This is a genomic window from Citrobacter europaeus (assembly GCA_020099315.1).
Taxonomy (GTDB): Bacteria; Pseudomonadota; Gammaproteobacteria; order Enterobacterales; family Enterobacteriaceae; genus Citrobacter; species Citrobacter europaeus.
On the sequence record CP083650.1, the window covers coordinates 2,728,566 to 2,749,924 of the forward strand.

The 21,359-nt window shown below is 52.9% G+C and carries 22 protein-coding genes and 1 other annotated feature; of the genes, 8 read left to right on the forward strand and 14 right to left on the reverse strand.

Going from position 1 to position 21,359, the window contains the following annotated elements; all coding sequences use genetic code 11:
• The first annotated feature begins 205 nt into the window (after window positions 1-205).
• The 8 genes from ppsR (at window position 206) to LA337_12935 (ending at window position 8,292) form a co-directional block, all read left to right on the forward strand.
• Window positions 206-1,039, forward strand: coding sequence for a posphoenolpyruvate synthetase regulatory kinase/phosphorylase PpsR (ppsR, locus tag LA337_12900; GenBank protein ID UBI14101.1), 834 nt, complete (start codon window positions 206-208; stop codon window positions 1,037-1,039).
• Between the two features lie 126 nt (window positions 1,040-1,165).
• Entirely contained in the window at window positions 1,166-2,212 is a 1,047-nt protein-coding gene (aroH, locus tag LA337_12905; protein ID UBI14102.1) for a 3-deoxy-7-phosphoheptulonate synthase AroH, read from the forward strand.
• 179 nt (window positions 2,213-2,391) lie between these two features.
• Window positions 2,392-2,571, forward strand: coding sequence for a hemin uptake protein HemP (gene hemP / locus LA337_12910; GenBank protein UBI14103.1), 180 nt, complete (start codon window positions 2,392-2,394; stop codon window positions 2,569-2,571).
• Window positions 2,572-2,645: 74 nt separating this feature from the next.
• Complete coding sequence (locus LA337_12915; protein ID UBI14104.1) at window positions 2,646-4,631, forward strand: TonB-dependent hemoglobin/transferrin/lactoferrin family receptor; 1,986 nt, start codon at window positions 2,646-2,648, stop codon at window positions 4,629-4,631.
• Between the two features lie 47 nt (window positions 4,632-4,678).
• Window positions 4,679-5,710 carry a hematinate-forming heme oxygenase ChuS gene (gene chuS, locus LA337_12920; GenBank protein ID UBI14105.1) on the forward strand — a complete coding sequence of 344 codons (1,032 nt, stop codon included), beginning with the start codon at window positions 4,679-4,681 and terminating at the stop codon, window positions 5,708-5,710.
• Window positions 5,707-6,528 carry a hemin ABC transporter substrate-binding protein gene (locus tag LA337_12925; protein UBI14106.1) on the forward strand — a complete coding sequence of 274 codons (822 nt, stop codon included), beginning with the start codon at window positions 5,707-5,709 and terminating at the stop codon, window positions 6,526-6,528. The genes chuS and LA337_12925 overlap by 4 nt, the downstream gene beginning before the upstream one ends.
• Window positions 6,528-7,520 carry an iron ABC transporter permease gene (locus LA337_12930; protein UBI14107.1) on the forward strand — a complete coding sequence of 331 codons (993 nt, stop codon included), beginning with the start codon at window positions 6,528-6,530 and terminating at the stop codon, window positions 7,518-7,520. The genes LA337_12925 and LA337_12930 overlap by 1 nt, the downstream gene beginning before the upstream one ends.
• On the forward strand, window positions 7,513-8,292 hold the full coding sequence (locus LA337_12935; GenBank protein UBI14108.1) for a heme ABC transporter ATP-binding protein: 780 nt from the start codon (window positions 7,513-7,515) through the stop codon (window positions 8,290-8,292). The genes LA337_12930 and LA337_12935 overlap by 8 nt, the downstream gene beginning before the upstream one ends.
• Here LA337_12935 and LA337_12940 read toward each other — a convergent pair.
• The 14 genes from LA337_12940 to thrS all read right to left on the reverse strand — a co-directional run bounded on the left by LA337_12940 (window position 8,289) and on the right by thrS (window position 21,072).
• Complete coding sequence (locus tag LA337_12940; GenBank protein UBI14109.1) at window positions 8,289-9,731, reverse strand: YdiU family protein; 1,443 nt, start codon at window positions 9,729-9,731, stop codon at window positions 8,289-8,291. The genes LA337_12935 and LA337_12940 overlap by 4 nt on opposite strands.
• Before the next feature lie 61 nt (window positions 9,732-9,792).
• On the reverse strand, window positions 9,793-10,506 hold the full coding sequence (locus LA337_12945) for an EAL domain-containing protein (GenBank protein UBI14110.1): 714 nt from the start codon (window positions 10,504-10,506) through the stop codon (window positions 9,793-9,795).
• A gap of 318 nt (window positions 10,507-10,824) precedes the next feature.
• Window positions 10,825-11,289: a C40 family peptidase gene (locus LA337_12950; protein ID UBI14111.1), complete on the reverse strand. Its 465-nt coding sequence runs from the start codon at window positions 11,287-11,289 to the stop codon at window positions 10,825-10,827.
• A 77-nt stretch (window positions 11,290-11,366) separates the two neighbouring features.
• The gene (gene btuD / locus LA337_12955) at window positions 11,367-12,116 is read right to left on the reverse strand and encodes a vitamin B12 ABC transporter ATP-binding protein BtuD (GenBank protein UBI14112.1); all 750 of its coding nucleotides are present in this window, start codon (window positions 12,114-12,116) and stop codon (window positions 11,367-11,369) included.
• Entirely contained in the window at window positions 12,116-12,667 is a 552-nt protein-coding gene (locus LA337_12960; protein UBI14113.1) for a glutathione peroxidase, read from the reverse strand. The genes btuD and LA337_12960 overlap by 1 nt, the downstream gene beginning before the upstream one ends.
• Window positions 12,668-12,727: 60 nt before the next feature.
• Window positions 12,728-13,708 (reverse strand): vitamin B12 ABC transporter permease BtuC, encoded by a 981-nt coding sequence (gene btuC / locus LA337_12965; GenBank protein UBI14114.1) that lies wholly within the window; start codon window positions 13,706-13,708, stop codon window positions 12,728-12,730.
• Between the two features lie 121 nt (window positions 13,709-13,829).
• Window positions 13,830-14,129: an integration host factor subunit alpha gene (gene ihfA / locus LA337_12970; GenBank protein ID UBI14115.1), complete on the reverse strand. Its 300-nt coding sequence runs from the start codon at window positions 14,127-14,129 to the stop codon at window positions 13,830-13,832.
• A 4-nt stretch (window positions 14,130-14,133) separates the two neighbouring features.
• A complete protein-coding gene (pheT, locus tag LA337_12975) occupies window positions 14,134-16,521 on the reverse strand; it encodes a phenylalanine--tRNA ligase subunit beta (GenBank protein UBI14116.1) in 2,388 nt (795 codons plus the stop codon).
• Window positions 16,522-16,536: 15 nt separating this feature from the next.
• The gene (pheS, locus tag LA337_12980) at window positions 16,537-17,520 is read right to left on the reverse strand and encodes a phenylalanine--tRNA ligase subunit alpha (protein ID UBI14117.1); all 984 of its coding nucleotides are present in this window, start codon (window positions 17,518-17,520) and stop codon (window positions 16,537-16,539) included.
• 124 nt (window positions 17,521-17,644) lie between these two features.
• Window positions 17,645-17,769: a sequence feature (Phe leader region), on the reverse strand.
• Window positions 17,720-17,764 carry a pheST operon leader peptide PheM gene (gene pheM, locus LA337_12985; GenBank protein ID UBI18460.1) on the reverse strand — a complete coding sequence of 15 codons (45 nt, stop codon included), beginning with the start codon at window positions 17,762-17,764 and terminating at the stop codon, window positions 17,720-17,722. (Overlaps the previous feature by 45 nt.)
• 122 nt (window positions 17,770-17,891) lie before the next feature.
• Complete coding sequence (gene rplT, locus LA337_12990; protein UBI14118.1) at window positions 17,892-18,248, reverse strand: 50S ribosomal protein L20; 357 nt, start codon at window positions 18,246-18,248, stop codon at window positions 17,892-17,894.
• A 55-nt stretch (window positions 18,249-18,303) separates the two neighbouring features.
• Window positions 18,304-18,501 (reverse strand): 50S ribosomal protein L35, encoded by a 198-nt coding sequence (gene rpmI / locus LA337_12995; protein UBI14119.1) that lies wholly within the window; start codon window positions 18,499-18,501, stop codon window positions 18,304-18,306.
• A 96-nt stretch (window positions 18,502-18,597) separates the two neighbouring features.
• Window positions 18,598-19,140: a translation initiation factor IF-3 gene (gene infC, locus LA337_13000; protein UBI18461.1), complete on the reverse strand. Its 543-nt coding sequence runs from the start codon at window positions 19,138-19,140 to the stop codon at window positions 18,598-18,600.
• Window positions 19,141-19,143: 3 nt separating this feature from the next.
• Window positions 19,144-21,072 (reverse strand): threonine--tRNA ligase, encoded by a 1,929-nt coding sequence (gene thrS / locus LA337_13005; GenBank protein ID UBI14120.1) that lies wholly within the window; start codon window positions 21,070-21,072, stop codon window positions 19,144-19,146.
• Between the last annotated feature and the right edge of the window lie 287 nt (window positions 21,073-21,359).

The window sequence follows — 21,359 nt, forward strand, 5'->3', positions numbered from 1 at the left end:
TGTTTACGCATTTGCGCAAACCCGCGAACCACAGGGGATCTCCACAAAAACTATCGGTATAAACATTTGTTCCGAAAAATGAAATGTACTTTTCATTAAATATAAAAATACCGTTTCATTTTATAAAATAGATGCAGCAATATTCGCTTCTGGCGAATTTTAATTTATGCTTTCAGAGAATTATGTCAGCCCCAGGATGAGCAAAATGGATAATGCTGTTGATCGTCACGTATTTTATATTTCTGATGGTACGGCCATCACCGCCGAGGTATTGGGCCACGCGGTAATGTCGCAATTTCCGGTCACGATCAGCAGCATTACGCTGCCGTTTGTGGAAAATGAGAGTCGTGCGCGGGCGGTCAAAGACCAGATTGACGCGATCTACCAACAAACTGGGGTGCGCCCTCTGGTGTTTTACTCCATCGTCTTGCCGGAAATTCGCTCAATCATTCTACAAAGCGAAGGATTTTGTCAGGATATCGTGCAGGCATTGGTTGCCCCACTGCAGCACGAAATGAAGCTCGATCCCACGCCGATAGCCCATCGTACCCACGGTCTGAATCCCGGCAACCTCAACAAGTACGATGCGCGCATTGCCGCCATTGATTACACCCTGGCCCATGACGACGGTATTTCGTTGCGCAACCTCGATCAGGCGCAGGTGATCCTGCTCGGCGTTTCTCGCTGCGGCAAAACCCCAACCAGTTTGTATCTGGCGATGCAGTTTGGTATTCGTGCGGCCAACTACCCCTTTATTGCCGATGATATGGATAATCTGGTGCTGCCAGCGTCACTGAAGCCGTTACAGCATAAATTATTCGGCCTGACCATCGACCCTGAGCGCCTGGCGGCCATCCGCGAAGAGCGCCGGGAGAACAGCCGTTACGCCTCCATGCGCCAGTGCCGTATGGAGGTGGCTGAGGTGGAAGCGCTGTATCGTAAAAATCAGATCCCATGGCTGAACAGTACCAATTATTCGGTAGAAGAGATTGCTACCAAGATCCTCGACATAATGGGGCTGAATCGCCGCATGTACTAGAATGCTAGTACACTGGTTCGATTTTTTGTTATTATGCTCGCCACCAGGCAGGATGAGTGTGATATTGTGATGTACATCACTTCCCGGTAGTCCTGCCGTTGAAGCAACAAATTTCTGAGACAAGTAATGAACAGAACCGATGAACTCCGTACTGCGCGTATTGACAATCTGGTCACTCCAGCAGAGCTTGCGCAACGGCATCCTGTTTCTTCCTCCGTCGCCCGTCATGTCACGGAATCCCGACGTCGGATAGAAAAAATATTAAATGGTGAAGACGCTCGTTTGCTGGTGATCGTAGGTCCCTGCTCGATTCACGATCTTGATGCCGCCATGGAATACGCTACCCGCTTGCAGGGGCTGCGCGAAAAACATCAGGCGCGCCTGGAAATCGTGATGCGCACCTATTTTGAAAAACCGCGCACCGTCGTGGGCTGGAAAGGCTTAATTTCCGACCCGGATTTAAACGGCAGCTACCGCGTGAACCACGGCATTGAACTGGCGCGCAAGCTGCTGTTGCAGGTCAATGAACTGGGCGTACCCACGGCAACAGAATTCCTCGACATGGTGACCGGTCAGTTTATTGCCGATTTAATCAGTTGGGGAGCCATTGGCGCGCGCACCACCGAAAGCCAAATCCACCGTGAAATGGCGTCTGCGCTCTCCTGTCCGGTCGGCTTTAAAAACGGCACGGATGGCAACACGCGTATCGCTGTCGATGCGATCCGCGCCTCCCGCGCCAGCCACATGTTCCTCTCTCCGGATAAAACCGGCCAGATGACCATTTATCAAACCAGCGGTAATCCTTACGGACATATCATTATGCGCGGCGGTAAAAAGCCGAATTATTATGCTGAAGATATTGCCGCCGCCTGCGATACCCTGCACGAATTTTCCCTGCCTGAGCATCTGGTAGTCGATTTTAGCCACGGCAATTGCCAGAAGCAGCATCGTCGTCAGTTGGACGTTTGTGATGACGTGTGTCAGCAAATTCGCAACGGTTCGACGGCGATTGCCGGGATTATGGCGGAGAGTTTCCTGCGTGAAGGTACGCAAAAAATCGTTAGCGGCCAGCCGCTGGTTTACGGTCAGTCCATTACCGACCCATGCCTGAACTGGGAAGATACTGAACTGCTGGTTGAAAAACTCGCCTCTGCGGTTGATAGCCGTTTTTAATGTTGTTCGCCGGGTAACATCACGTTGCCCGGCGCTAATCCTTTGTTTTTCCCCTCCTTGTTGTACAAAATCTATTCTCGTCACAATTATTTCACAAAAATGCTTGCCGCAAATTTGCAGTTTGATGATAATGATTATCATTGTTAAATTGATTGTTATTTTTAAAAACTATTTCACGTATGGATAACACAACAACAACGCACGCAAAAGAGAAAGCCCCCCCTGCTGTCGCGCCAAACGAGCGTCGAATTGACAGTAAAAGTCTATTGGGCAAAGAGGGACGCGTGATCATAGAACACGATGGTCAGCTCTATCTGCTGCGCCAGACCCAAGCCGGAAAACTCATTCTGACTAAATAAACAACACTTTTCGCCAGCCACCCAGGTAATCCCCAGGCAGCCAGCGCTTTTCGATTTCCTAATGGAGAGTTGCTATGCCACACCTGCACACTGCATCCCTGCGTCCATCACTGTTGGCGCTGGCGATTATCAGTAACCTGCCCGCCGTCGCTTATGCGGCGGTTGAAGATATGACCGTTACCGCCACTGGCAATGCCCGTAGCGCCTTTGAAGCGCCGATGATGGTCAGCGTGATTGATGCCACGGCCCCAGAAAACCAGACCGCCAGCTCGGCAGCCGATCTGTTGCGGACGGTTCCGGGTCTGACCCTCGATGGCACAGGTCGTACCAATGGCCAGGACGTGAATCTACGCGGCTACGATCGACGCGGCGTTCTGGTGCTGGTTGACGGCGTTCGTCAGGGCACCGACACCGGACACCTGAACAGTACCTTCCTCGACCCGGCGCTTATCAAACGCATCGAAGTCGTACGCGGCCCTTCTGCACTGCTGTACGGCAGCGGTGCGCTGGGCGGCGTTATCGCCTATGACACAGCGGATGCCAAAGATCTGCTGGAAGCCGGACAAAACAGCGGTTATCGCGTGTTCGGTACTGCGGCAACCGGCGATCACAGCCTCGGTATGGGCGCCAGCGCTTTTGGGCGCACCGATACGCTGGACGGACTGCTTGCCTGGTCGAGTCGCGATCGTGGTGATTTGCGTCAGAGTGACGGTACAACAGCGCCAAACGACGAAGCGATCAACAATATGCTGGCGAAAGGCAGTTGGAAAATTGACAGCGCCCAGACGCTGGCCGGTTCGCTGCGTTACTACAACAATGACGCCCGTGAACCTAAAAATCCACAAACCAGCGCAGCGGATGCCACCAGCAACCCGATGACCAACCGTTCAACGATCCAGCGCGATGCGCAACTGACCTACACGCTCTCCCCGGCGGACAATGACTGGCTGAACGCGGATGCTCGTATTTACTGGTCCGAAGCGCGCATTAATGCACAAAACACGGATAACACCGGCGAGTTTCGCAAGCAGACGACCAAAGGCGGTAAACTCGACAACCGTACCCGCCTGTTTACCGACTCTTTCGCATCTCACCTGCTGACCTACGGCGGTGAGTACTATCGTCAGGAACAACAGCCAGGTGGCACAACCACCGGTTTCCCAGAGGCAAAGATCGATTTCAGCTCCGGCTGGCTACAGGATGAAATCACCCTGCGCGATCTGCCGGTTACGCTGCTGGGCGGTACCCGTTATGACTCTTATCGCGGCAGCAGCGACGGCTATGAAGATGTCGATGCCGATAAATGGTCGTCCCGCGCCGGACTCACCGTTGCGCCAGCAGACTGGCTGATGCTGTTTGGTTCTTACGCTCAGGCCTTCCGTGCGCCGACTATGGGCGAGATGTATAACGATGCGAAACACTTCTCGATTGGCCGTTTCTACACCAACTACTGGGTGCCAAACCCTAACCTGCGTCCGGAAACCAACGAAACACAGGAATACGGATTTGGTCTGCGCTTTGACGATCTGCTGATGGCAAGCGATGCGCTCGAATTTAAAGCCAGCTATTTCGACACCAAAGCGAAAGATTACATCTCCACCAGCGTCGACTTCGCCGCCGCAACAACGATGTCTTATAACGTCCCCAACGCGAAAATCTGGGGCTGGGACGTCATGGCGAAATATTCCGCCGATCTGTTCAGCCTCGACATGGCCTATAACCGTACGCGCGGCAAAGATACTGACACGGGAGAATACATTTCCAGCATTAACCCAGATACGGTCACCAGCAAACTGAACGTGCCGGTTGCGCACAGCGGATTCTCCGTGGGCTGGATAGGGACATTTGCCGATCGTTCAACGCATATCAGCAGCAGCTACACTAAACAGCCCGGCTATGCGGTAAACGATTTCTACGTGAGCTATCAGGGCCAACAAGCGCTGAAAGGTATGACCACCACACTGGTACTGGGCAACGCCTTCGACAAAGAGTACTGGTCGCCGCAAGGCATTCCGCAGGATGGTCGTAATGGCAAAATTTTCGTGAGTTATCAGTGGTAATCACTTTTCCCCGGTTCGCCGGGGTAGCAATCTGGAAGGAAGAGACAATGAATCATTACACACGCTGGCTGGAACTGAAGAAAGAAAATCCTGGCAAATACGCACGTGACATTGCGGGGTTGATGAATATTAGCGAAGCCGAACTGACCTTCGCCCGCGTCGGTCATGACGCCTGGCGCTTACGTGGCGAAGTACGCGAAATCCTCGGCGCACTGGAAACCGTAGGCGAAACCAAATGCATTTGCCGCAACGAATACGCGGTACATGAGCAGGTGGGTGCTTTTACCAATCAGCACCTCAACGGTCATGCCGGGCTGGTTCTTAATCCGCGCGCCCTCGACCTGCGCCTGTTCCTCAATCAGTGGGCAAGCGTATTTCATATCAGCGAAACAACCGCCCACGGCGAACGTCAGAGCATCCAGTTCTTTGACCATCAGGGAGATGCGCTGCTGAAGGTCTACGCCACGCAGAATACCCTCATTGAGGATTGGGCGGCGTTGCTGACCCGATTCATCTTTGCCGAAAACCCGCCACTGGTGCTGCAACCCGCCAACAATTCTGCTCCCGCCGTCGTCACGGTCGATGCGCAGACCGTTGATCAAGAGTGGCGAGCAATGACCGATGTCCATCAGTTCTTCGGTCTGCTGAAACGCCACGACCTCACCCGCCAACAGGCGTTTAATCTGGTGGGCGACGATCTGGCCTGTAAAGTTTCTAATAGCGCACTGGCGCAGTTACTCGACACCGCGCGTCAGGATGGCAATGAAATCATGATCTTTGTGGGTAATCGCGGCTGCGTACAGATTTTTACCGGCGTGATTGAAAAATTGGTACCGATGAAAGGCTGGCTGAATATATTCAACCCGGCATTTACCTTACACCTGCTGGAAGAGAGCGTGGCAGAAACATGGGTAACGCGCAAACCGACCGCCGATGGACACGTCACCAGTCTGGAACTGTTTGCTGCCGACGGCACGCAAATTGCCCAGTTGTACGGTCAACGTACGGAAGGCGAGCCGGAGCAGACGCAATGGCGTGCACAGATTGACGCGCTGACGCCGAAAGGACTGGCCGCATGAAAAAACTGCTGGTCCTGATCGCGCTGCTGCCCATTGCAGCGCTGGCTGCTGCCGGGGAACGGGTTGTTGCACTCGGTGGCGATGTTACCGAGATTGTATACGCACTGGGAGCACAGTCTTCCCTTGTAGCGCGAGACAGCACCAGCCAGTGGCCTGAAGCAGCAAACGCGCTACCGGATGTTGGTTACTTACGCCAGCTCAACGCCGAAGGGATCCTTGCTACACGCCCTACGCTGGTCCTTGCCAGCGCGCAGGCACAGCCCTCTCTGGCGCTAAAACAGCTTGAGCAGAGCAACGTCAGGGTTGTTACGATCCCGGCGAGCAACGATCTTGAGGTGATTGATGAAAAAATTCGCGTCATCGCCGAAGCAACCCATCGGCAGGCCGAAGGCGAAACGCTGCGCGCCAGCTTACGTCAGGAAATGGCGGCGTTGCCATCATCTGAACTAAACAAACGCGTGCTGTTTATTCTTAATCATGGCGGGATGACCGCAATGGCGGCGGGCCAGCAAACCGGAGCCGATGCGGCTATTCGTGCCGCCGGTTTGCACAACGCCATGCAGGGCGTTAACCGCTATCAGCCGCTGTCACAGGAAGGCGTCATTGCCAGCCAGCCCGATCTGGTGGTGATTTCACAGGACGGCGTTAAGGCGATGGGTGGCGAAGATAACCTGTGGGCGCTGCCGGGCCTTGCGCTAACGCCTGCCGGGCGGAATAAACAGGTGTTACAGGTGGATGATATGGCGCTACTCGGCTTCAGCGTGCGTACGCCGCAGGCCATTTTGCAGCTTCGCGCTAAAGCAGAGCAATTGCCCTGATGTCCCGACGTATCAGTTATTCTTTATGGGCGCTCGCACTCATATTAGTCATGATGACAATCCTGGCTACCGGTTTTGGCGCGTTGCGCCTGCCGGTAAGTCTGCTCTGGCATGATGGCGATGAGGCACTGCGTCAAATCTGGCTCACAATTCGTCTGCCGCGCGTCCTGCTGGCGCTGGTGATTGGCGGCTCTCTGGCGCTCGCAGGCTGCGTGATGCAGGGACTGTTTCGCAACCCGCTAGCTGACCCGGGATTACTGGGGATAAGCAGCGGCGCCGCCTGCGCCGTCGCCCTGTGGGTGGTACTGCCTGTCTCTTTGCCCGCGCTGCTGATGCTGTACGCCCCAATGCTGGCCGCTTTTATGGGTGCCCTGGCGGCAACGGTGGTGATTTTTATCCTCAGCCAACAGCGCGACGGATCACTCTCGCGTCTGCTACTGGTCGGTATTGCCATCAACGCACTTTGCGGGGCGGCGGTTGGCGTTCTGTCGTGGGTCAGTAATGATGCGCAACTGCGCCAGCTGTCGCTATGGGGAATGGGAAGTCTGGGGGCTGCACAATGGTCCACGCTGCTGGCGGTAACCTCGCTGACTATCCCGACGGTGCTGATTATCTGGCGTCTGGCGCCGGCACTGAACCTGCTGCAGTTGGGTGAGGAAGAGGCGCATTATCTCGGCGTAGATGTGCGTACCGTTCAGCGTATTTTGCTGCTTTGTAGCGCATTGCTGGTTGCCGCAGCCGTGGCGGTAAGCGGCGTAATTGGATTTATCGGGTTGGTTATCCCGCATCTGATGCGCATGTGGCTTGGCTCAGATCATCGGGCCGTTATTCCGGGATCCGTGCTGGCGGGCGCGTTTCTGTTACTGATTGCCGACACGTTGGCCCGTACGGCGGTTGCCCCTGCAGAGATGCCGGTCGGTCTGTTGACCAGTCTTCTCGGCGCACCGTGGTTTTTATGGCTTATTTTTCGTCAGCGAGGACCGCATGGCTGAACATTTCATCGCTGAAGGGCTTCATTATCGCGTGGCTGGCAGAGCGGTAATTGACGATGTATCACTCGCCCTCGCAAAAGGTGAACTGGTGGCGCTCATCGGCCCAAACGGTGCGGGAAAATCCACCCTGCTGCGCCTGCTGACCGGTTTTCTCAAACCGGCAACCGGACGCTGCGTGCTGGCGGGCAAACCGCTGGAGGAGTGGCCTACCCAAACGTTGTCGCGGCATCGGGCGGTAATGCGCCAGCAAACGCAACTGGGATTTGACTGGCCGGTAGAGGCCGTCATCGCGATGGGACGTGCGCCCTGGACCCAACAGCAGGAACCCCGGCTTATCGCTCAGGTAATGGAAATGACCGGGTGCACACCGTTGGCGGGCCGGCAATACGCCGCACTTTCCGGCGGCGAGCAACAGCGAGTGCAGTTGGCCCGTGCACTGGCGCAACTTTGGTGCCACGGCGCGCCTCGCGGTTGGTTATTCCTTGATGAACCCACCTCTGCGCTGGATCTTTATCACCAGCAGCACCTGTTGCGCTTGCTGAAGACGCTAACCGCTTCGGGAGAGCTACATGTGTGCATTGTGCTTCACGATCTGAACCTCGCCGCACTATGGGCGGACAGAATAGTGTTGCTGCACGATGGCAGGTTGGTATCGCAGGGAACGCCTGAGAGCGTGCTACAGGCCGATGACCTGAAGCGCTGGTATGGCGCTCAGGTACACGTTGGCCAGCATCCGGCCAACGGATCTCCGCAGGTGTTTCTGGCCCCTTAACTTGAACAGCTCACTTCCAGCCGTTTACCCCAGTCAGGTGGACGGCTGACATAGTCATCATCACGATCGGTAAACGGGGTACGCAACGCCTGGTGCAACCGATGCAGCTCGGCGTAATCCCCCTGCTCTGCCTGACTAATCGCCCGTTGCGCCAGCCAGTTACGTAATACCATCGCCGGATTAGCCGCCTTCATCTGCGTTTGTCTGACTGCGTCAGCAATGTTGTCTTGCTGCAGACGCGAGCGATACCGCGTGAACCAGTCGTCAAACGCCGCGCGGTCGATAAACTCATCGCGCAGTGGGGATTGCGCACTGTGTTGTTCCGTTTGGCTGAGCATACGAAACGTTCGCGTATAGTCACTTCTTTCCCTCGCCATCAGACTAAACAGTTCGCTTAGCAATTCGTTATCGTCTTTCTGCTCGCTAAAGAAGCCGAGCTTTTGCCGCATCCGCTGACCGTAGCGAGTTAACAGCGCCAGTTGGTAACCGTCCAGCGCATCATTGAGCGTCTCGACCGGGATAAATGGCGACAGGGTTTGCGCCAGACGTTGCAAGTTCCACAGCGCCGCGGCCGGTTGATTATCGAAACTGTATCGTCCCTGGTTGTCCGAGTGGTTGCAGATAAAATCGGGCTCGTAGTCATCAAGAAAACCGAATGGACCGTAATCCATCGTCAGTCCCAGAATCGACATGTTGTCCGTGTTCATGACTCCATGCGCAAATCCTACCGCTTGCCAGTCAGCGATTAACGTCGCTGTACGCGTGACAACATCGTTAAACCACAGCTGGTACTTATCGGCTTCTTCCTGCCATTGCGACCAATAATGGCGAATTGCAAAATCAGCCAACTGACGCACTTTTTCCGGCTCGCGGCGATAGTAGAAGTGTTCAAAATGGCCAAAACGCATATGGCTTTGCGCCACGCGAATGAGCATCGCCCCTGTTTCTACCGTTTCGCGATACACCGGCGTGTCGCTGGTAACAATCGACAATGCCCGCGTGGTTGGTATGCCCAGGTAGTGCATCGCTTCGCTGGCCAGGCTTTCGCGAATTGTTGAGCGCAGTACGGCGCGCCCATCCCCCATACGGGAATAAGGCGTAAGTCCGGCGCCTTTCAGGTGCCAGTCAAACGTTGAGCCATCAGCGAGTCGTTGCTCGCCCAGCAGGATCCCGCGGCCATCGCCAAGCTGGCCTGCCCAGACGCCAAACTGATGTCCGCTATACACTTGCGCTAGAGGCGACATCCCGGGGAGCAGCGATTCGCCACCCCAAACACCCGCTCCGCCCGGAATATCAAAAAGCGACTCAGGAATAGCTAATTGCTCCGCCAGCGCATCGTTATGCCAGATCAGGCGTGCGTTTTTCAGGGGTGTCGGCGAAAGTGCTGTATAGGTTGCTGGTAATTCATCACGCCAGCGAGTGGTAAAAGACAGGGTCATAGGGCCTCCTGTCTCTAGTGTAGACTGTTAAAAGCCTGTTAAACACCAGCAAATAAAAGGGTTATATTCTGGATAACGAAATTATCTGTGCCGGTGGCACGGCGGGCCACAGCGCGCCCTGTATGGCGCTGAATCCCAAAGGCAGTACGCGCGCTAACATCTCTGGCGTATCGATACCGCTAATGATGATTGACTCACTGCTGGGAGATAACTGTGCCAGAATAGCCCGCATAAACGGCTCAAACGAAATATGTGTAATCCTTTGTTGAACAAAGTTTTTATCTAACACAACGCGTTTGAACAGCCCATCAAAAATTGCCCGGGTGGATATACCGCCAGCACCATAGTTTGTCAGAACTAATGGAAATCTCGCCGCCAGCGCGGCCAGCGTTGGATTCTCTTTTCCATTATTTAACTCTGGATAGTTTTCATTAATAGCCAGTTCCAGAAATGAAAATCGTTCAACTTGTGAAGCAAATTTAGCATCTGATAATAAAGTATTAGCAATTGCCGGCGTTAAATTAATCCAGGCCAGGACATTTCGCTGAATAAAAAAATGTTGGCACGTTTCGATTAATTCAAGCTTTTCGGTAAATAAGCGATATTGCTCTTCATCCGACATCCGAGGTAGGACCAGCTCAGTGGGTATACGCACATCCCCATCCGCGCTGGCGAAACTGGTGATGATATCGACGTATTCAAGATCGCCTTTTTCGCTTCTCGCAGGCAAAAAAGAAAACTCTGAATGGTAAAGAGTATCCAGTGAAACAATCATCGCGCCAGCCCCTCTGCATAGGTGTTATCCGGCATCCTGTAGCAAAGGATGGAGAAATACGTTATTGCTGATGCAAGTAGAGGCCCTTTCATTTTTCCCTTTATAGCCAGTAAATCGAATCCTTTTTTTTAGCTTATCCTGATTATAAGCGAATATCCAGCTTTGCACTTTTTAATATCTCGGGATAAATCATATTTTTAGCAAGATACACTCTTACTGTTCAGGGGTATTGTCCGGCTGATGGCAGAATTAAAAAGTGACTTTCAAATGGAAATGCCGAGGCCGCACAGTCCTGAGCGACCTCGAGACTAATGAGGATTAAATACGTCGCGCCTGCCAAAAGTTTTTACGCCAGTAAACGTTGTCCAGGGACGAGCGCATCACTCCACGGCTGGTTGAGGCATGAATAAATTGATTATTGGTATCGTAAATTCCGACATGCAGACCACTTTCCCCAGACCCGGTTTTAAAGAAAACCAGATCGCCGGGCAGCAAATCGTCTTTATCAATTTCGGTACCAATCTTTGATTGCGTGCGCGTATCACGCGGGAGTTGCAGATCGAATTTATCGCGCATTGTCATCAAAACAAATCCAGAACAATCCACCCCGCTACGGCTCATGCCGCCATAACGATAGGGTGTGCCATGCCAGGTTTGTAGCTGGTCATTAAGACCGGCGATAACCGCGATAGAATCCGACAATCGGGCATTTGGCGCAGGAGCACGATGGCTGCTGCAGCCCGCCAAAAACAATGCTGTGATGAAAAGAAGCCAAAAGCGCATTCAGGACGAATCCTCTGAATTATATTTTTATGCCAATTTAGCGTGGAAATTATATGATTTTCAAGAACCCATTTAACTTAAGTGGTTGATATGAGCATTCTGTGGCCTTCAATATCCAAACGACGGAAGTTCACGCCATAAGCCGCAGACAGATTGGCGGGCGTGAGTACCGCATCACGAGCGCCGCTGGCAAGCAACTTCCCACGTTTGAGGAGCCAGGCCTTATGCGCATGACGTAAGGTGTGATTAAGGTCATGGCTGCTCATGACAATCGCTATGCCCTGCAGACACAGCCGACTCAACAAGCGGTCCAGCGCGTTTTGTTGCGCCACGTCCAGGCTGTTCATCGGCTCATCCAGCAGTAAAAGTTGGCCGAATGGATTCGCTTGCGGGCTAATCTGCAGGATAACCGCAGCCAGACGCACGCGCTGCCACTCACCGCCGGAGAGCTGATTCACGCTGCGCCCCAGCTTATCCCCAAGCCCAAGCGCATCAGCGACTTCCTGTAACAGATCGGTGCGCGCTTTGTCTGGCTGATGCAGCGTCAGAAAATGCCAGACCGGCATCGCAAACGGAGGGTTTTGCTGTTGCGCCAGATAGGCGCGGTATTGCGCCAGCTTTGCTGACGGCCATTCGTCCAGCGGCATATCACCAAAGGTGATGCTGCCCTCACCGGTCGTCAGCCCCGCCATTCGTGCCAACAGCGTGCTCTTTCCAGCACCGTTAGGCCCCACTAAATGCAGGATCTCTCCGGCTTTTATCTCACCAGAAAGCGGGCCGAGACGGGTCGATTCCGCTACGTCCTGTAGCTGCATCAATCGAGACATTAGTTTGCCAGCGCCTTCTTGATAGATTGCACCAGAATGGGATCCTCAGGCGTCATATCGGGTGAGAATCGTTGCAATACCTGACCATCTCGCCCCACTAAAAACTTCTCGAAATTCCATAGAATATCGTCCGGGTAGAGCGGTGCCCGACCTTTACTCGCCATACGCTCATAGAACCCACTATCCGCAGGCGCAGTGGCCGTTGGCGCGGCATCAATCAGCTTCTGATACAGCGGATGGCGTCCCTCGCCGTTAACGTCAATTTTACTGAACATTGGGAAGGTAACGCCCCAGGTGGTACTGCAATACGTTTTTATTTCCTCTTCGCTGCCCGGCTCCTGACCCAGAAACTGGTTACAAGGGAACCCAAGGACAGTAAAACCCTGTTGATGCCAGGCTTTCTGCAGATTCTCCAGTTGCTCGTATTGCGGCGTCAGTCCACATTTTGAAGCCACGTTGACGATTAACAGCACATTTCCGGAATACGGCTGCAGTGAGGTAGCCTCACCGTCGATGGTCGTCACTTCTGTATCGAGAATAGTGTTTTGCATAGCATCTCCAGAACAACAGGTGAATTTTCAGTTTTTAATCATAGACCGAACCAACGCGTTCTAGCGCGCGGCTTTTAACAATAGCCAGATAAATACCGGTGCGCCCATGGTGGCCGTCACCACGCCGATTGGCAGCTCAGCCGAGGCCAGCACCAGACGCGCGACAACATCAGCAAACAGTAGTACGATTGCACCAGCCAACGCACAGCCCGGCAGCAACACGCGGTGATCGGTTAAGCCGCACAGCCGCAAAATATGTGGGATCACCAGCCCGATAAAGCCAATCGCTCCGGCCAGAGCCACGCTTACGCCAACCATCCAGCCAGTGGCGACCACCAGCAGGTTGCGCCAGAACCACAGGGGCAGTCCCAGCTGACGTGCGGAAGTCTCCCCCAGCGCCAGCATATTCATCGGCTGCGACTGACAGCAGATCCACACCAGCACCGGAATCAACGCCACCATGAGCCAGGCCTGATGCCAGTCTACGCCACCAAAGCCCCCCATCATCCAGTACATCAGCTGTCGCAAATCAAAAGACGTGGAGAAGTAGATGGCCCATGTCATCAACGCGCTACAGATAATCCCCAGCGCTACTCCCGCCAACAACAGGCGGCTGGTAGACAAATGACGTCGGGCAAAACGTAGCAGAATAAGCGTGATAATCAGCGCCCCAGCGATAGCGCATAAGCCCAACGCCCAGCCGGGGAGTTGCCCCTGCCCCAGCAGCACCGCTGCGATAAGCCCGACTCCCGCGCCGTTAGACACGCCCAGTAATCCAGGCTCTGCGAGCGGGTTTTCAAATAGAGCTTGCATCACGGCTCCTGATAAGGCCAACGCAGCGCCTACCAGCAAAACGGCAAGAGTACGGGGAAGTCGAATTTGCCAGACGAACAGATCGCCGCGGGCGCTGAACCAGTCTCCGGGGGCGATCCACTGTTCTCCTGCGCACAAGCTTAGAATCGTTGCCAGTAGCATCAGTACTGACAGTGACAGTATCCAGCGCACGTTTCGTCGCTGCTGTTGATGGGCGAAAGTCAGCATGTTTTCCATTCTGCTGAAAAGAGATGGAGGTGATTCTACGGTGCTGATTCAGTAGTGAAAAGGAAAAAGGCCGCATAGCGGCCTTTTTAGTTATACGCGTCATACTCTGCGTATCGTTAAATCACTCTTCTTTGGGCGTTGCGTTTTCGACCCGGCTTTTTAACTTCTGTCCGGGTCTGAAGGTCACCACGCGCCGTGCTGTAATGGGAATATCTTCGCCCGTTTTCGGGTTACGTCCCGGACGTTGATTCTTATCACGCAGATCGAAGTTACCAAAACCAGAGAGTTTTACCTGCTCACCATTTTCCAGAGCACGACGGATCTCTTCGAAAAACAGCTCGACCAGTTCTTTGGCATCCCGCTTGCTAAGCCCAAGCTTATCAAACAGATATTCTGACATTTCAGCTTTTGTAAGCGCCATAGGTTCAATCCCTCAATGATGCCTGGAATCGCTCTTTTAATGCCTCTACACATTTGGCGACGGTAGCGGCAATCTCCTCTTCTTCAAGTGTACGGCTGGTATCCTGAAGGATCAGGCTGATAGCGAGGCTCTTATAACCCTCCGCAACACCCTTACCGCGGTACACGTCAAATAAGTTTACGCCAACTACCTGATTTACGCCAACTTTCTTACACTCGGATAAAATATCCGCAGCGGGAACGTTTTCAGCCACAACGACCGCGATATCGCGACGGTTCGCCGGGAAGCGAGAAACTTCACGCGCCTGAGGCACCACGCGGTCTGCGAGCTTGTTCCACTCCAGTTCAAACACCAGAGTGCGACCGTTCAGATCCAGTTTACGTTCCAGTTCAGGATGAACAACCCCAATGAAACCAATGCGTTCACCTTTCAGATAAATCGCCGCAGACTGCCCCGGATGCAGCGCAGGGTTCGCTTCAGCTTTGAACTGAATGTCCGCCAGTTTGCCGGTCAGGTCGAGAACCGCTTCCAGATCGCCTTTCAGATCATAGAAATCAACGGTCTCTTTTGCCAGGTTCCAGTGTTCATCATGACGGTTGCCGCAGATCACACCCGCCAGCATCAGATCCTGACGGATCCCGAGGTTGGCCTGCGTATCCGGAACGAAACGTAAACCCGTTTCGAAAATACGCACGCGGTTCTGCTGACGGTTCTGGTTATACACTACCGTAGACAGCAAGCCAGTCCACAGGGACAAACGCATTGCCGACATATCAATAGAGATTGGGCTTGGCAGCAGCAGCGCTTCTTCACCCGGATGCAGCAGCGACTGGACTTTCGGGTCGACGAAGCTGTAGGTAATGACTTCCTGGTAGCCTTTGTCATTCAGCATGGTTTTTACGCGTTTCAGCGACAAATCCGCTTCACGATGCGTACCCATGATAAGACCCGCCTGAATTGGCGTGTTCGGGATATTGTCATAACCGTATACGCGGGCGACTTCTTCTACCAGGTCTTCTTCGATTTCCATATCGAAACGCCAGCTCGGCGCTACCGCTTTCCACTCATCCTGCCCTTCCGTCACGTCACATCCCAGACGACGCAGAATGTCGCTCACCTGCTCATCCGCGATATGGTGTCCGATCAGACGATCCAGTTTGCTACGGCGAAGCGTAATGGTTGCGCGTTTTGGCAGCGTAGCTTCGTTCGTCACATCAATGATTGGACCCGCTTCGCCGCCGCAGATATCAATCAGCAGGCGTGTCGCGCGTTCCATGGCTTTATGCTGCAGAGCCGGGTCAACACCACGCTCATAGCGGTGAGATGCATCGGTGTGCAGGCCGTGACGACGTGCGCGACCAGTAATAGACAGCGGGCTAAAGAATGCGCATTCCAGCAGGACGTTTTGCGTTTCATCATTCACACCGGAGTGTTCGCCACCAAAGATGCCACCCATCGCCAGCGCTTTGTTATGGTCCGCAATCACCAGCGTATCCGCATTCAGCTTCGCTTCGCTGCCGTCCAGCAATACCAGGGTCTCCCCCTCTTTTGCCATACGGACAACAATCCCGCCTTCAATGCGGTCTTTGTCGAAGGCGTGCATCGGCTGGCCCAGTTCGAGCAGCACATAGTTAGTCACGTCAACCACGGCATCGATAGAGCGGATACCGCAACGACGCAGTTTTTCTTTCATCCACAACGGGGTTGGCGCTTTAACGTTGATACCTTTTACCACGCGCCCCAGGTAGCGTGGGCAGGCTTCCACCGCTTCGACCTGAATCGGCAGGACGTCGCTAATGGTTGCGGCCACAGGCGCCATTTCTGGCTCAACCAGCGGGGCTTTGTTCAGTACAGCAACGTCACGTGCCACACCGATAATGCCTAAGCAGTCGGCGCGGTTCGGCGTAACGCTGATTTCGATAGTGTTGTCGTCAAGCTTCAGGTATTCACGGATATCGGTGCCAATTGGCGCATCGGCTGGCAGTTCGATAATACCGTTATGATCGTCGGAAATACCCAGCTCGGAAAACGAGCACAGCATGCCTTCAGACGGCTCACCGCGCAGTTTAGCGGCTTTGATTTTGAAATCGCCCGGCAGAACGGCACCCACGGTTGCCACGGCCACTTTCAGGCCCTGACGGCAGTTTGGCGCACCGCAGACGATATCCAGCAGGCGGTCGCCGCCGACATTCACTTTGGTAACGCGTAGTTTGTCAGCGTTCGGGTGCTGAGCGCACTCAACCACTTCGCCCACCACAACGCCATTGAACGCGCCGGAAACGGGATCCACACCGTCAACTTCCAGACCCGCCATCGTGATTTGGTTTGACAGCGCATCGCTATCAATTGCCGGGTTTACCCATTCGCGTAACCACAGTTCACTGAATTTCATTGTTTTATCCTGCCTTTATTTAAACTGTTTGAGGAAACGCAGATCGTTTTCGAAGAAAGAACGCAGATCGGTAACGCCGTAACGCAGCATGGTCAGACGCTCCATACCCATACCGAATGCAAAACCAGAGTAGATTTCCGGATCGATGCCGACGTTACGCAGCACGTTCGGGTGAACCATCCCGCAACCCAGCACTTCCAGCCATTTACCGTTTTTGCCCATCACGTCCACTTCCGCAGAAGGTTCGGTGAACGGGAAGTAGGAAGGACGGAAACGAACCTGCAGGTCTTCTTCAAAGAAGTTGCGCAGGAAATCGTGCAGCGTGCCTTTCAGGTTGGTGAAGTTGATGTTGGTATCAACAATCAGCCCTTCCATCTGATGGAACATTGGGGTGTGCGTCTGATCGTAATCGTTACGATATACACGGCCCGGGGCGATAATACGGATCGGCGGTTGTTTTTCCTTCATGGTGCGGATTTGCACGCCGGAAGTTTGCGTACGCAGCAGACGTGTCGCGTCAAACCAGAAAGTGTCGTGGTCAGCGCGCGCCGGGTGATGGCCAGGAATATTCAGCGCATCGAAGTTATGATAGTCATCTTCGATTTCTGGACCCGTTGCCACGGTAAAGCCCAGCTCACCGAAGAAACTTTCAATTCTGTCGATAGTACGCGTTACCGGATGCAGACCGCCGTTTTCGATACGACGCCCAGGCAAAGAGATATCGATCGTTTCTTCAGCCAGACGGGCATTCAGCGCGGCATTTTCTAATTCGGCTTTACGCGCGTTCAGTGCTTGCTGAACCTGCTCTTTGGCAACGTTTATCACCGCACCTGCAGCCGGGCGCTCTTCTGCCGGCAGTTCGCGCAGGGTAGTCATCTGAAGGGTCAGGTGCCCTTTCTTGCCCAAATATTCGACGCGGACATTGTCTAACGCGGCAACATCTGAAGCCTGGTTAATGGCGGCCGTTGCACTGGCAACCAGCTCTGCGAGATGTGACATGATTTTCCTCGTTATGTTGCGATATTCACTAGTCGCTCATCTATACGCAAAACCATTCAAGTTGTATCAACGCGGCAAAAGAGCAAATGCAGCCAATACAGAGACAACTTGAAGGATGACGCGTATAAAAAAAGCCTCCACCAGGGAGGCTTTTAGGCGCTGTTTTCCGTTTCTTCTTTCACGCGCAAGCCTCCTGAGTTCAGGTGCTAAAGTAAAAGAAGAAGCGGAAAATAGCAGCATTCATGCTTGCGTTACCTTGTGTGGTAAAAAAACCGGACAACCGTTATTGAAAAGGCTTACGGATAAATTGTCAACTAATTGATTGCGCTACAAATAAAAGAGAGGGAGCCAGGCTCCCTCTTTTCACCGGCTTATGCCAGAGCTGCTTTCGCTTTTTCGACCAGAGCGGTGAACGCTACTTTGTCGAATACTGCGATGTCAGCCAGGATCTTACGGTCGATTTCAACAGAGGCTTTTTTCAGGCCGTTGATGAATTTGCTGTAAGAAATACCGTTCTGACGTGCTGCTGCGTTGATACGCGCAATCCACAGTTGACGGAACTGACGCTTTTTCTGACGACGGTCACGATAAGCGTACTGACCAGCTTTGATAACAGCCTGGAAGGCAACGCGGTATACGCGAGAACGCGCACCGTAGTAGCCTTTAGCTTGTTTCAAAATTTTCTTGTGACGTGCACGGGCAACTACACCACGTTTTACGCGAGCCATATGTGCTCTCCTGTATCTATATTCTTAGTAAAAAAATGAATTAAACGTTAACGGCTTATGCGTACGGCAGGCACGCGATAACCAGACCCAGATCGCCTTTAGACACGAGGCCTTTTGGACGCAGGTGACGTTTACGCTTAGTAGATTTTTTGGTCAGAATATGACGCAGGTTTGCGTGCTTACGCTTAAATCCACCACCACCGGTTTTTTTGAAGCGCTTAGCAGCACCGCGTACGGTCTTAATTTTTGGCATTTTAATAACTTCCACTTCGCATTGTTAATAAACGAAACGTAGGCGAACAACGGCTGTGGAACCCGCAGGCTCCACAGACATTGCTACTTGAAGGCCTTACTGTTTCTTCTTAGGAGCGAGCACCATGATCATCTGGCGGCCTTCGATCTTCGTAGGGAAGGATTCGACTACTGCCAGTTCACTCAGATCGTCACGGACGCGGTTGAGCACTTCCATACCGATCTGTTGGTGGGCCATCTCACGACCGCGAAAACGCAGCGTGATCTTAGCCTTATCGCCATCTTCCAGAAAGCGTACCAGGCTGCGGAGTTTTACCTGGTAATCGCCATCGTCGGTACCAGGACGGAATTTAATTTCCTTAACCTGGATAACTTTTTGCTTTTTCTTCTGTTCCTTAGAAGACTTACTCTTTTCATAAAGGAACTTGCCGTAGTCCATAATACGACAAACTGGCGGTTCGGCGTTAGGGCTGATTTCAACTAAATCTACTCCAGCTTCTTCAGCTTTTTCGATCGCTTCTCTCAGACTCACAATACCCAAAGCTTCGCCTTCCAGACCTGTTAAGCGAACTTCCAGGGCGCGAATCTCGCCATTGATACGATTCGGACGTGCCGTTTGAACTCGTTTTCCGCCTTTAATACCTTATTCCTCCAGTTGTTGAAGACTGCGGCTGCGAATCTCTTGTTGCAGCTTCTCAATCACTTCATTTACGTCCAGGCTGCCCAAGTCTTTGCCACGACGGGTGCGCACGGCAACTTTGCCTGCTTCTACCTCTTTGTCGCCACAGACCAACATGTAAGGGACACGACGTAAAGTGTGCTCGCGGATTTTAAAGCCAATCTTCTCATTTCTCAAGTCTGCTTTTACACGAATACCCGCATTTTGTAGTTTCTGCGTTAATTCGTTAACGTATTCAGACTGAGAATCGGTGATGTTCATGACAACAACCTGAACCGGCGCAAGCCAGGTCGGGAAGAAGCCAGCGAACTCTTCGGTCAGGATACCGATGAAACGTTCCATCGACCCAAGAATTGCGCGGTGAATCATAACCGGCACCTGACGCTCGTTATTTTCGCCAACATAAGAGGCGCTTAAACGGGACGGCAGGGAGAAGTCCAGCTGTACAGTACCGCACTGCCATGCACGATCGAGGCAGTCATACAGGGTAAATTCAATTTTCGGACCGTAGAATGCGCCCTCACCCAGTTGGAACTCAAACGGGATGTTGTTTTCTTCCAGCGCAACGGCCAGGTCAGCTTCAGCACGGTCCCACATTTCATCGCTGCCGATACGTTTTTCGGGGCGAGTGGACAGTTTGACGACGATTTTCTCGAAGCCAAAGGTGCTGTACATATCGTAGACCATACGAATGCAAGCGTTAACTTCATCACGGATCTGCTCTTCTGTACAGAAGATATGCGCATCATCCTGAGTGAAGCCACGAACACGCATCAGGCCATGCAGCGCGCCTGACGGCTCATTACGGTGGCAGCTACCAAACTCTGCCATACGCAACGGCAGATCGCGATAGGATTTCAGACCCTGATTGAAGATCTGCACGTGGCCTGGGCAGTTCATGGGCTTAATGCAGTATTCACGGTTCTCAGAGGAGGTCGTGAACATTGCATCTTTGTAGTTATCCCAGTGACCTGTTTTTTCCCACAGCACGCGGTCCATCATGAACGGACCTTTAACTTCCTGATACTGGTATTCTTTCAGTTTTGAGCGAACAAAGACTTCCAGTTCACGGAAGATAGTCCAGCCATCGTTATGCCAGAACACCATACCCGGCGCTTCTTCCTGCATGTGATACAGGTCAAGCTGCTTGCCGATTTTACGGTGGTCGCGTTTGGCCGCTTCTTCCAGACGTTGCAGATAGGCATTCAGGGCTTTTTTATCTGCCCATGCAGTACCATAAATACGCTGCAGCATCTTGTTATTGCTGTCGCCACGCCAGTATGCCCCAGCGGTCTTCATCAGTTTGAAGTGATGGCAGAAACGCATGTTCGGCACGTGCGGGCCACGGCACATATCGACATATTCTTCATGATGGTACAAGCCAGGCTTGTCATCATGGGCGATGTTTTCATCAAGAATAGAGACTTTATAGGTCTCGCCACGCTTCACGAAGGTTTCACGCGCTTCGTACCAGCTGACTTTCTTCTTAATGACATCGTAGTTTTTCTCAGCGAGCTCGTGCATCCGCTTCTCGAGCGCGTCGACGTCTTCCTGGGTTAACGTACGGTCAAGATCGATATCGTAGTAAAAACCGTTATCAACAACCGGTCCGATCGCCATTTTGGTGTGCGGCCAGAGTTGTTTGATCGCGTGCCCTAACAGGTGCGCACAGGAGTGACGAATGATCTCCAGACCTTCTTCATCCTTCGCGGTGATGATGGAGAGCTTCGCATCATGCTCAATCAGATCGGAAGCATCTACCAGCTCACCGTCAACACGGCCAGCAATAGTGGCTTTCGCCAGACCTGGACCGATGTCCAGCGCAACATCCATGGGGCTTACAGCGTGGTCGTAATGGCGTTGGCTGCCATCAGGAAGAGTAATAACAGGCATGTTATATCCTTATTTGCAGTGGTGACCCACACGTAAGATCACATACAAAGATTCAATATTTAAAATTATCAAAAAGGTGTGGGCTGATTCCCGCTTCACTCTGCGAAATATGTCACTGATTGCCTCAATGGCTACACTGGACCTACACCCGCTTTTTGATAACACCGTTTCACAGTGTACACGGCATTTCGAGCCGATCAAAGCAACAATCAACGCGTACTCTATGATGTAAATCAATTCACTGACACCCTGACGTCTTTGTTACACTTGCAGAAAGTCATCTAATC

Excerpts from the sequence above, each read along its gene's own strand:
- ppsR (UBI14101.1), top strand. The coding sequence starts at position 206 with ATGGATAATGCTGTTGATCGTCACGTATTTTATATTTCTGATGGTACG.
- aroH (UBI14102.1), top strand. The coding sequence starts at position 1,166 with ATGAACAGAACCGATGAACTCCGTACTGCGCGTATTGACAATCTGGTC.
- hemP (UBI14103.1), top strand. The coding sequence starts at position 2,392 with ATGGATAACACAACAACAACGCACGCAAAAGAGAAAGCCCCCCCTGCT.
- LA337_12915 (UBI14104.1), top strand. The coding sequence starts at position 2,646 with ATGCCACACCTGCACACTGCATCCCTGCGTCCATCACTGTTGGCGCTG.
- chuS (UBI14105.1), top strand. The coding sequence starts at position 4,679 with ATGAATCATTACACACGCTGGCTGGAACTGAAGAAAGAAAATCCTGGC.
- LA337_12925 (UBI14106.1), top strand. The coding sequence starts at position 5,707 with ATGAAAAAACTGCTGGTCCTGATCGCGCTGCTGCCCATTGCAGCGCTG.
- LA337_12930 (UBI14107.1), top strand. The coding sequence starts at position 6,528 with ATGTCCCGACGTATCAGTTATTCTTTATGGGCGCTCGCACTCATATTA.
- LA337_12935 (UBI14108.1), top strand. The coding sequence starts at position 7,513 with ATGGCTGAACATTTCATCGCTGAAGGGCTTCATTATCGCGTGGCTGGC.
- LA337_12940 (UBI14109.1), bottom strand. The coding sequence starts at position 9,731 with ATGACCCTGTCTTTTACCACTCGCTGGCGTGATGAATTACCAGCAACC.
- LA337_12945 (UBI14110.1), bottom strand. The coding sequence starts at position 10,506 with ATGATTGTTTCACTGGATACTCTTTACCATTCAGAGTTTTCTTTTTTG.
- LA337_12950 (UBI14111.1), bottom strand. The coding sequence starts at position 11,289 with ATGCGCTTTTGGCTTCTTTTCATCACAGCATTGTTTTTGGCGGGCTGC.
- btuD (UBI14112.1), bottom strand. The coding sequence starts at position 12,116 with ATGTCTCGATTGATGCAGCTACAGGACGTAGCGGAATCGACCCGTCTC.
- LA337_12960 (UBI14113.1), bottom strand. The coding sequence starts at position 12,667 with ATGCAAAACACTATTCTCGATACAGAAGTGACGACCATCGACGGTGAG.
- btuC (UBI14114.1), bottom strand. The coding sequence starts at position 13,708 with ATGCTGACTTTCGCCCATCAACAGCAGCGACGAAACGTGCGCTGGATA.
- ihfA (UBI14115.1), bottom strand. The coding sequence starts at position 14,129 with ATGGCGCTTACAAAAGCTGAAATGTCAGAATATCTGTTTGATAAGCTT.
- pheT (UBI14116.1), bottom strand. The coding sequence starts at position 16,521 with ATGAAATTCAGTGAACTGTGGTTACGCGAATGGGTAAACCCGGCAATT.
- pheS (UBI14117.1), bottom strand. The coding sequence starts at position 17,520 with ATGTCACATCTCGCAGAGCTGGTTGCCAGTGCAACGGCCGCCATTAAC.
- rplT (UBI14118.1), bottom strand. The coding sequence starts at position 18,248 with ATGGCTCGCGTAAAACGTGGTGTAGTTGCCCGTGCACGTCACAAGAAA.
- rpmI (UBI14119.1), bottom strand. The coding sequence starts at position 18,501 with ATGCCAAAAATTAAGACCGTACGCGGTGCTGCTAAGCGCTTCAAAAAA.
- thrS (UBI14120.1), bottom strand. The coding sequence starts at position 21,072 with ATGCCTGTTATTACTCTTCCTGATGGCAGCCAACGCCATTACGACCAC.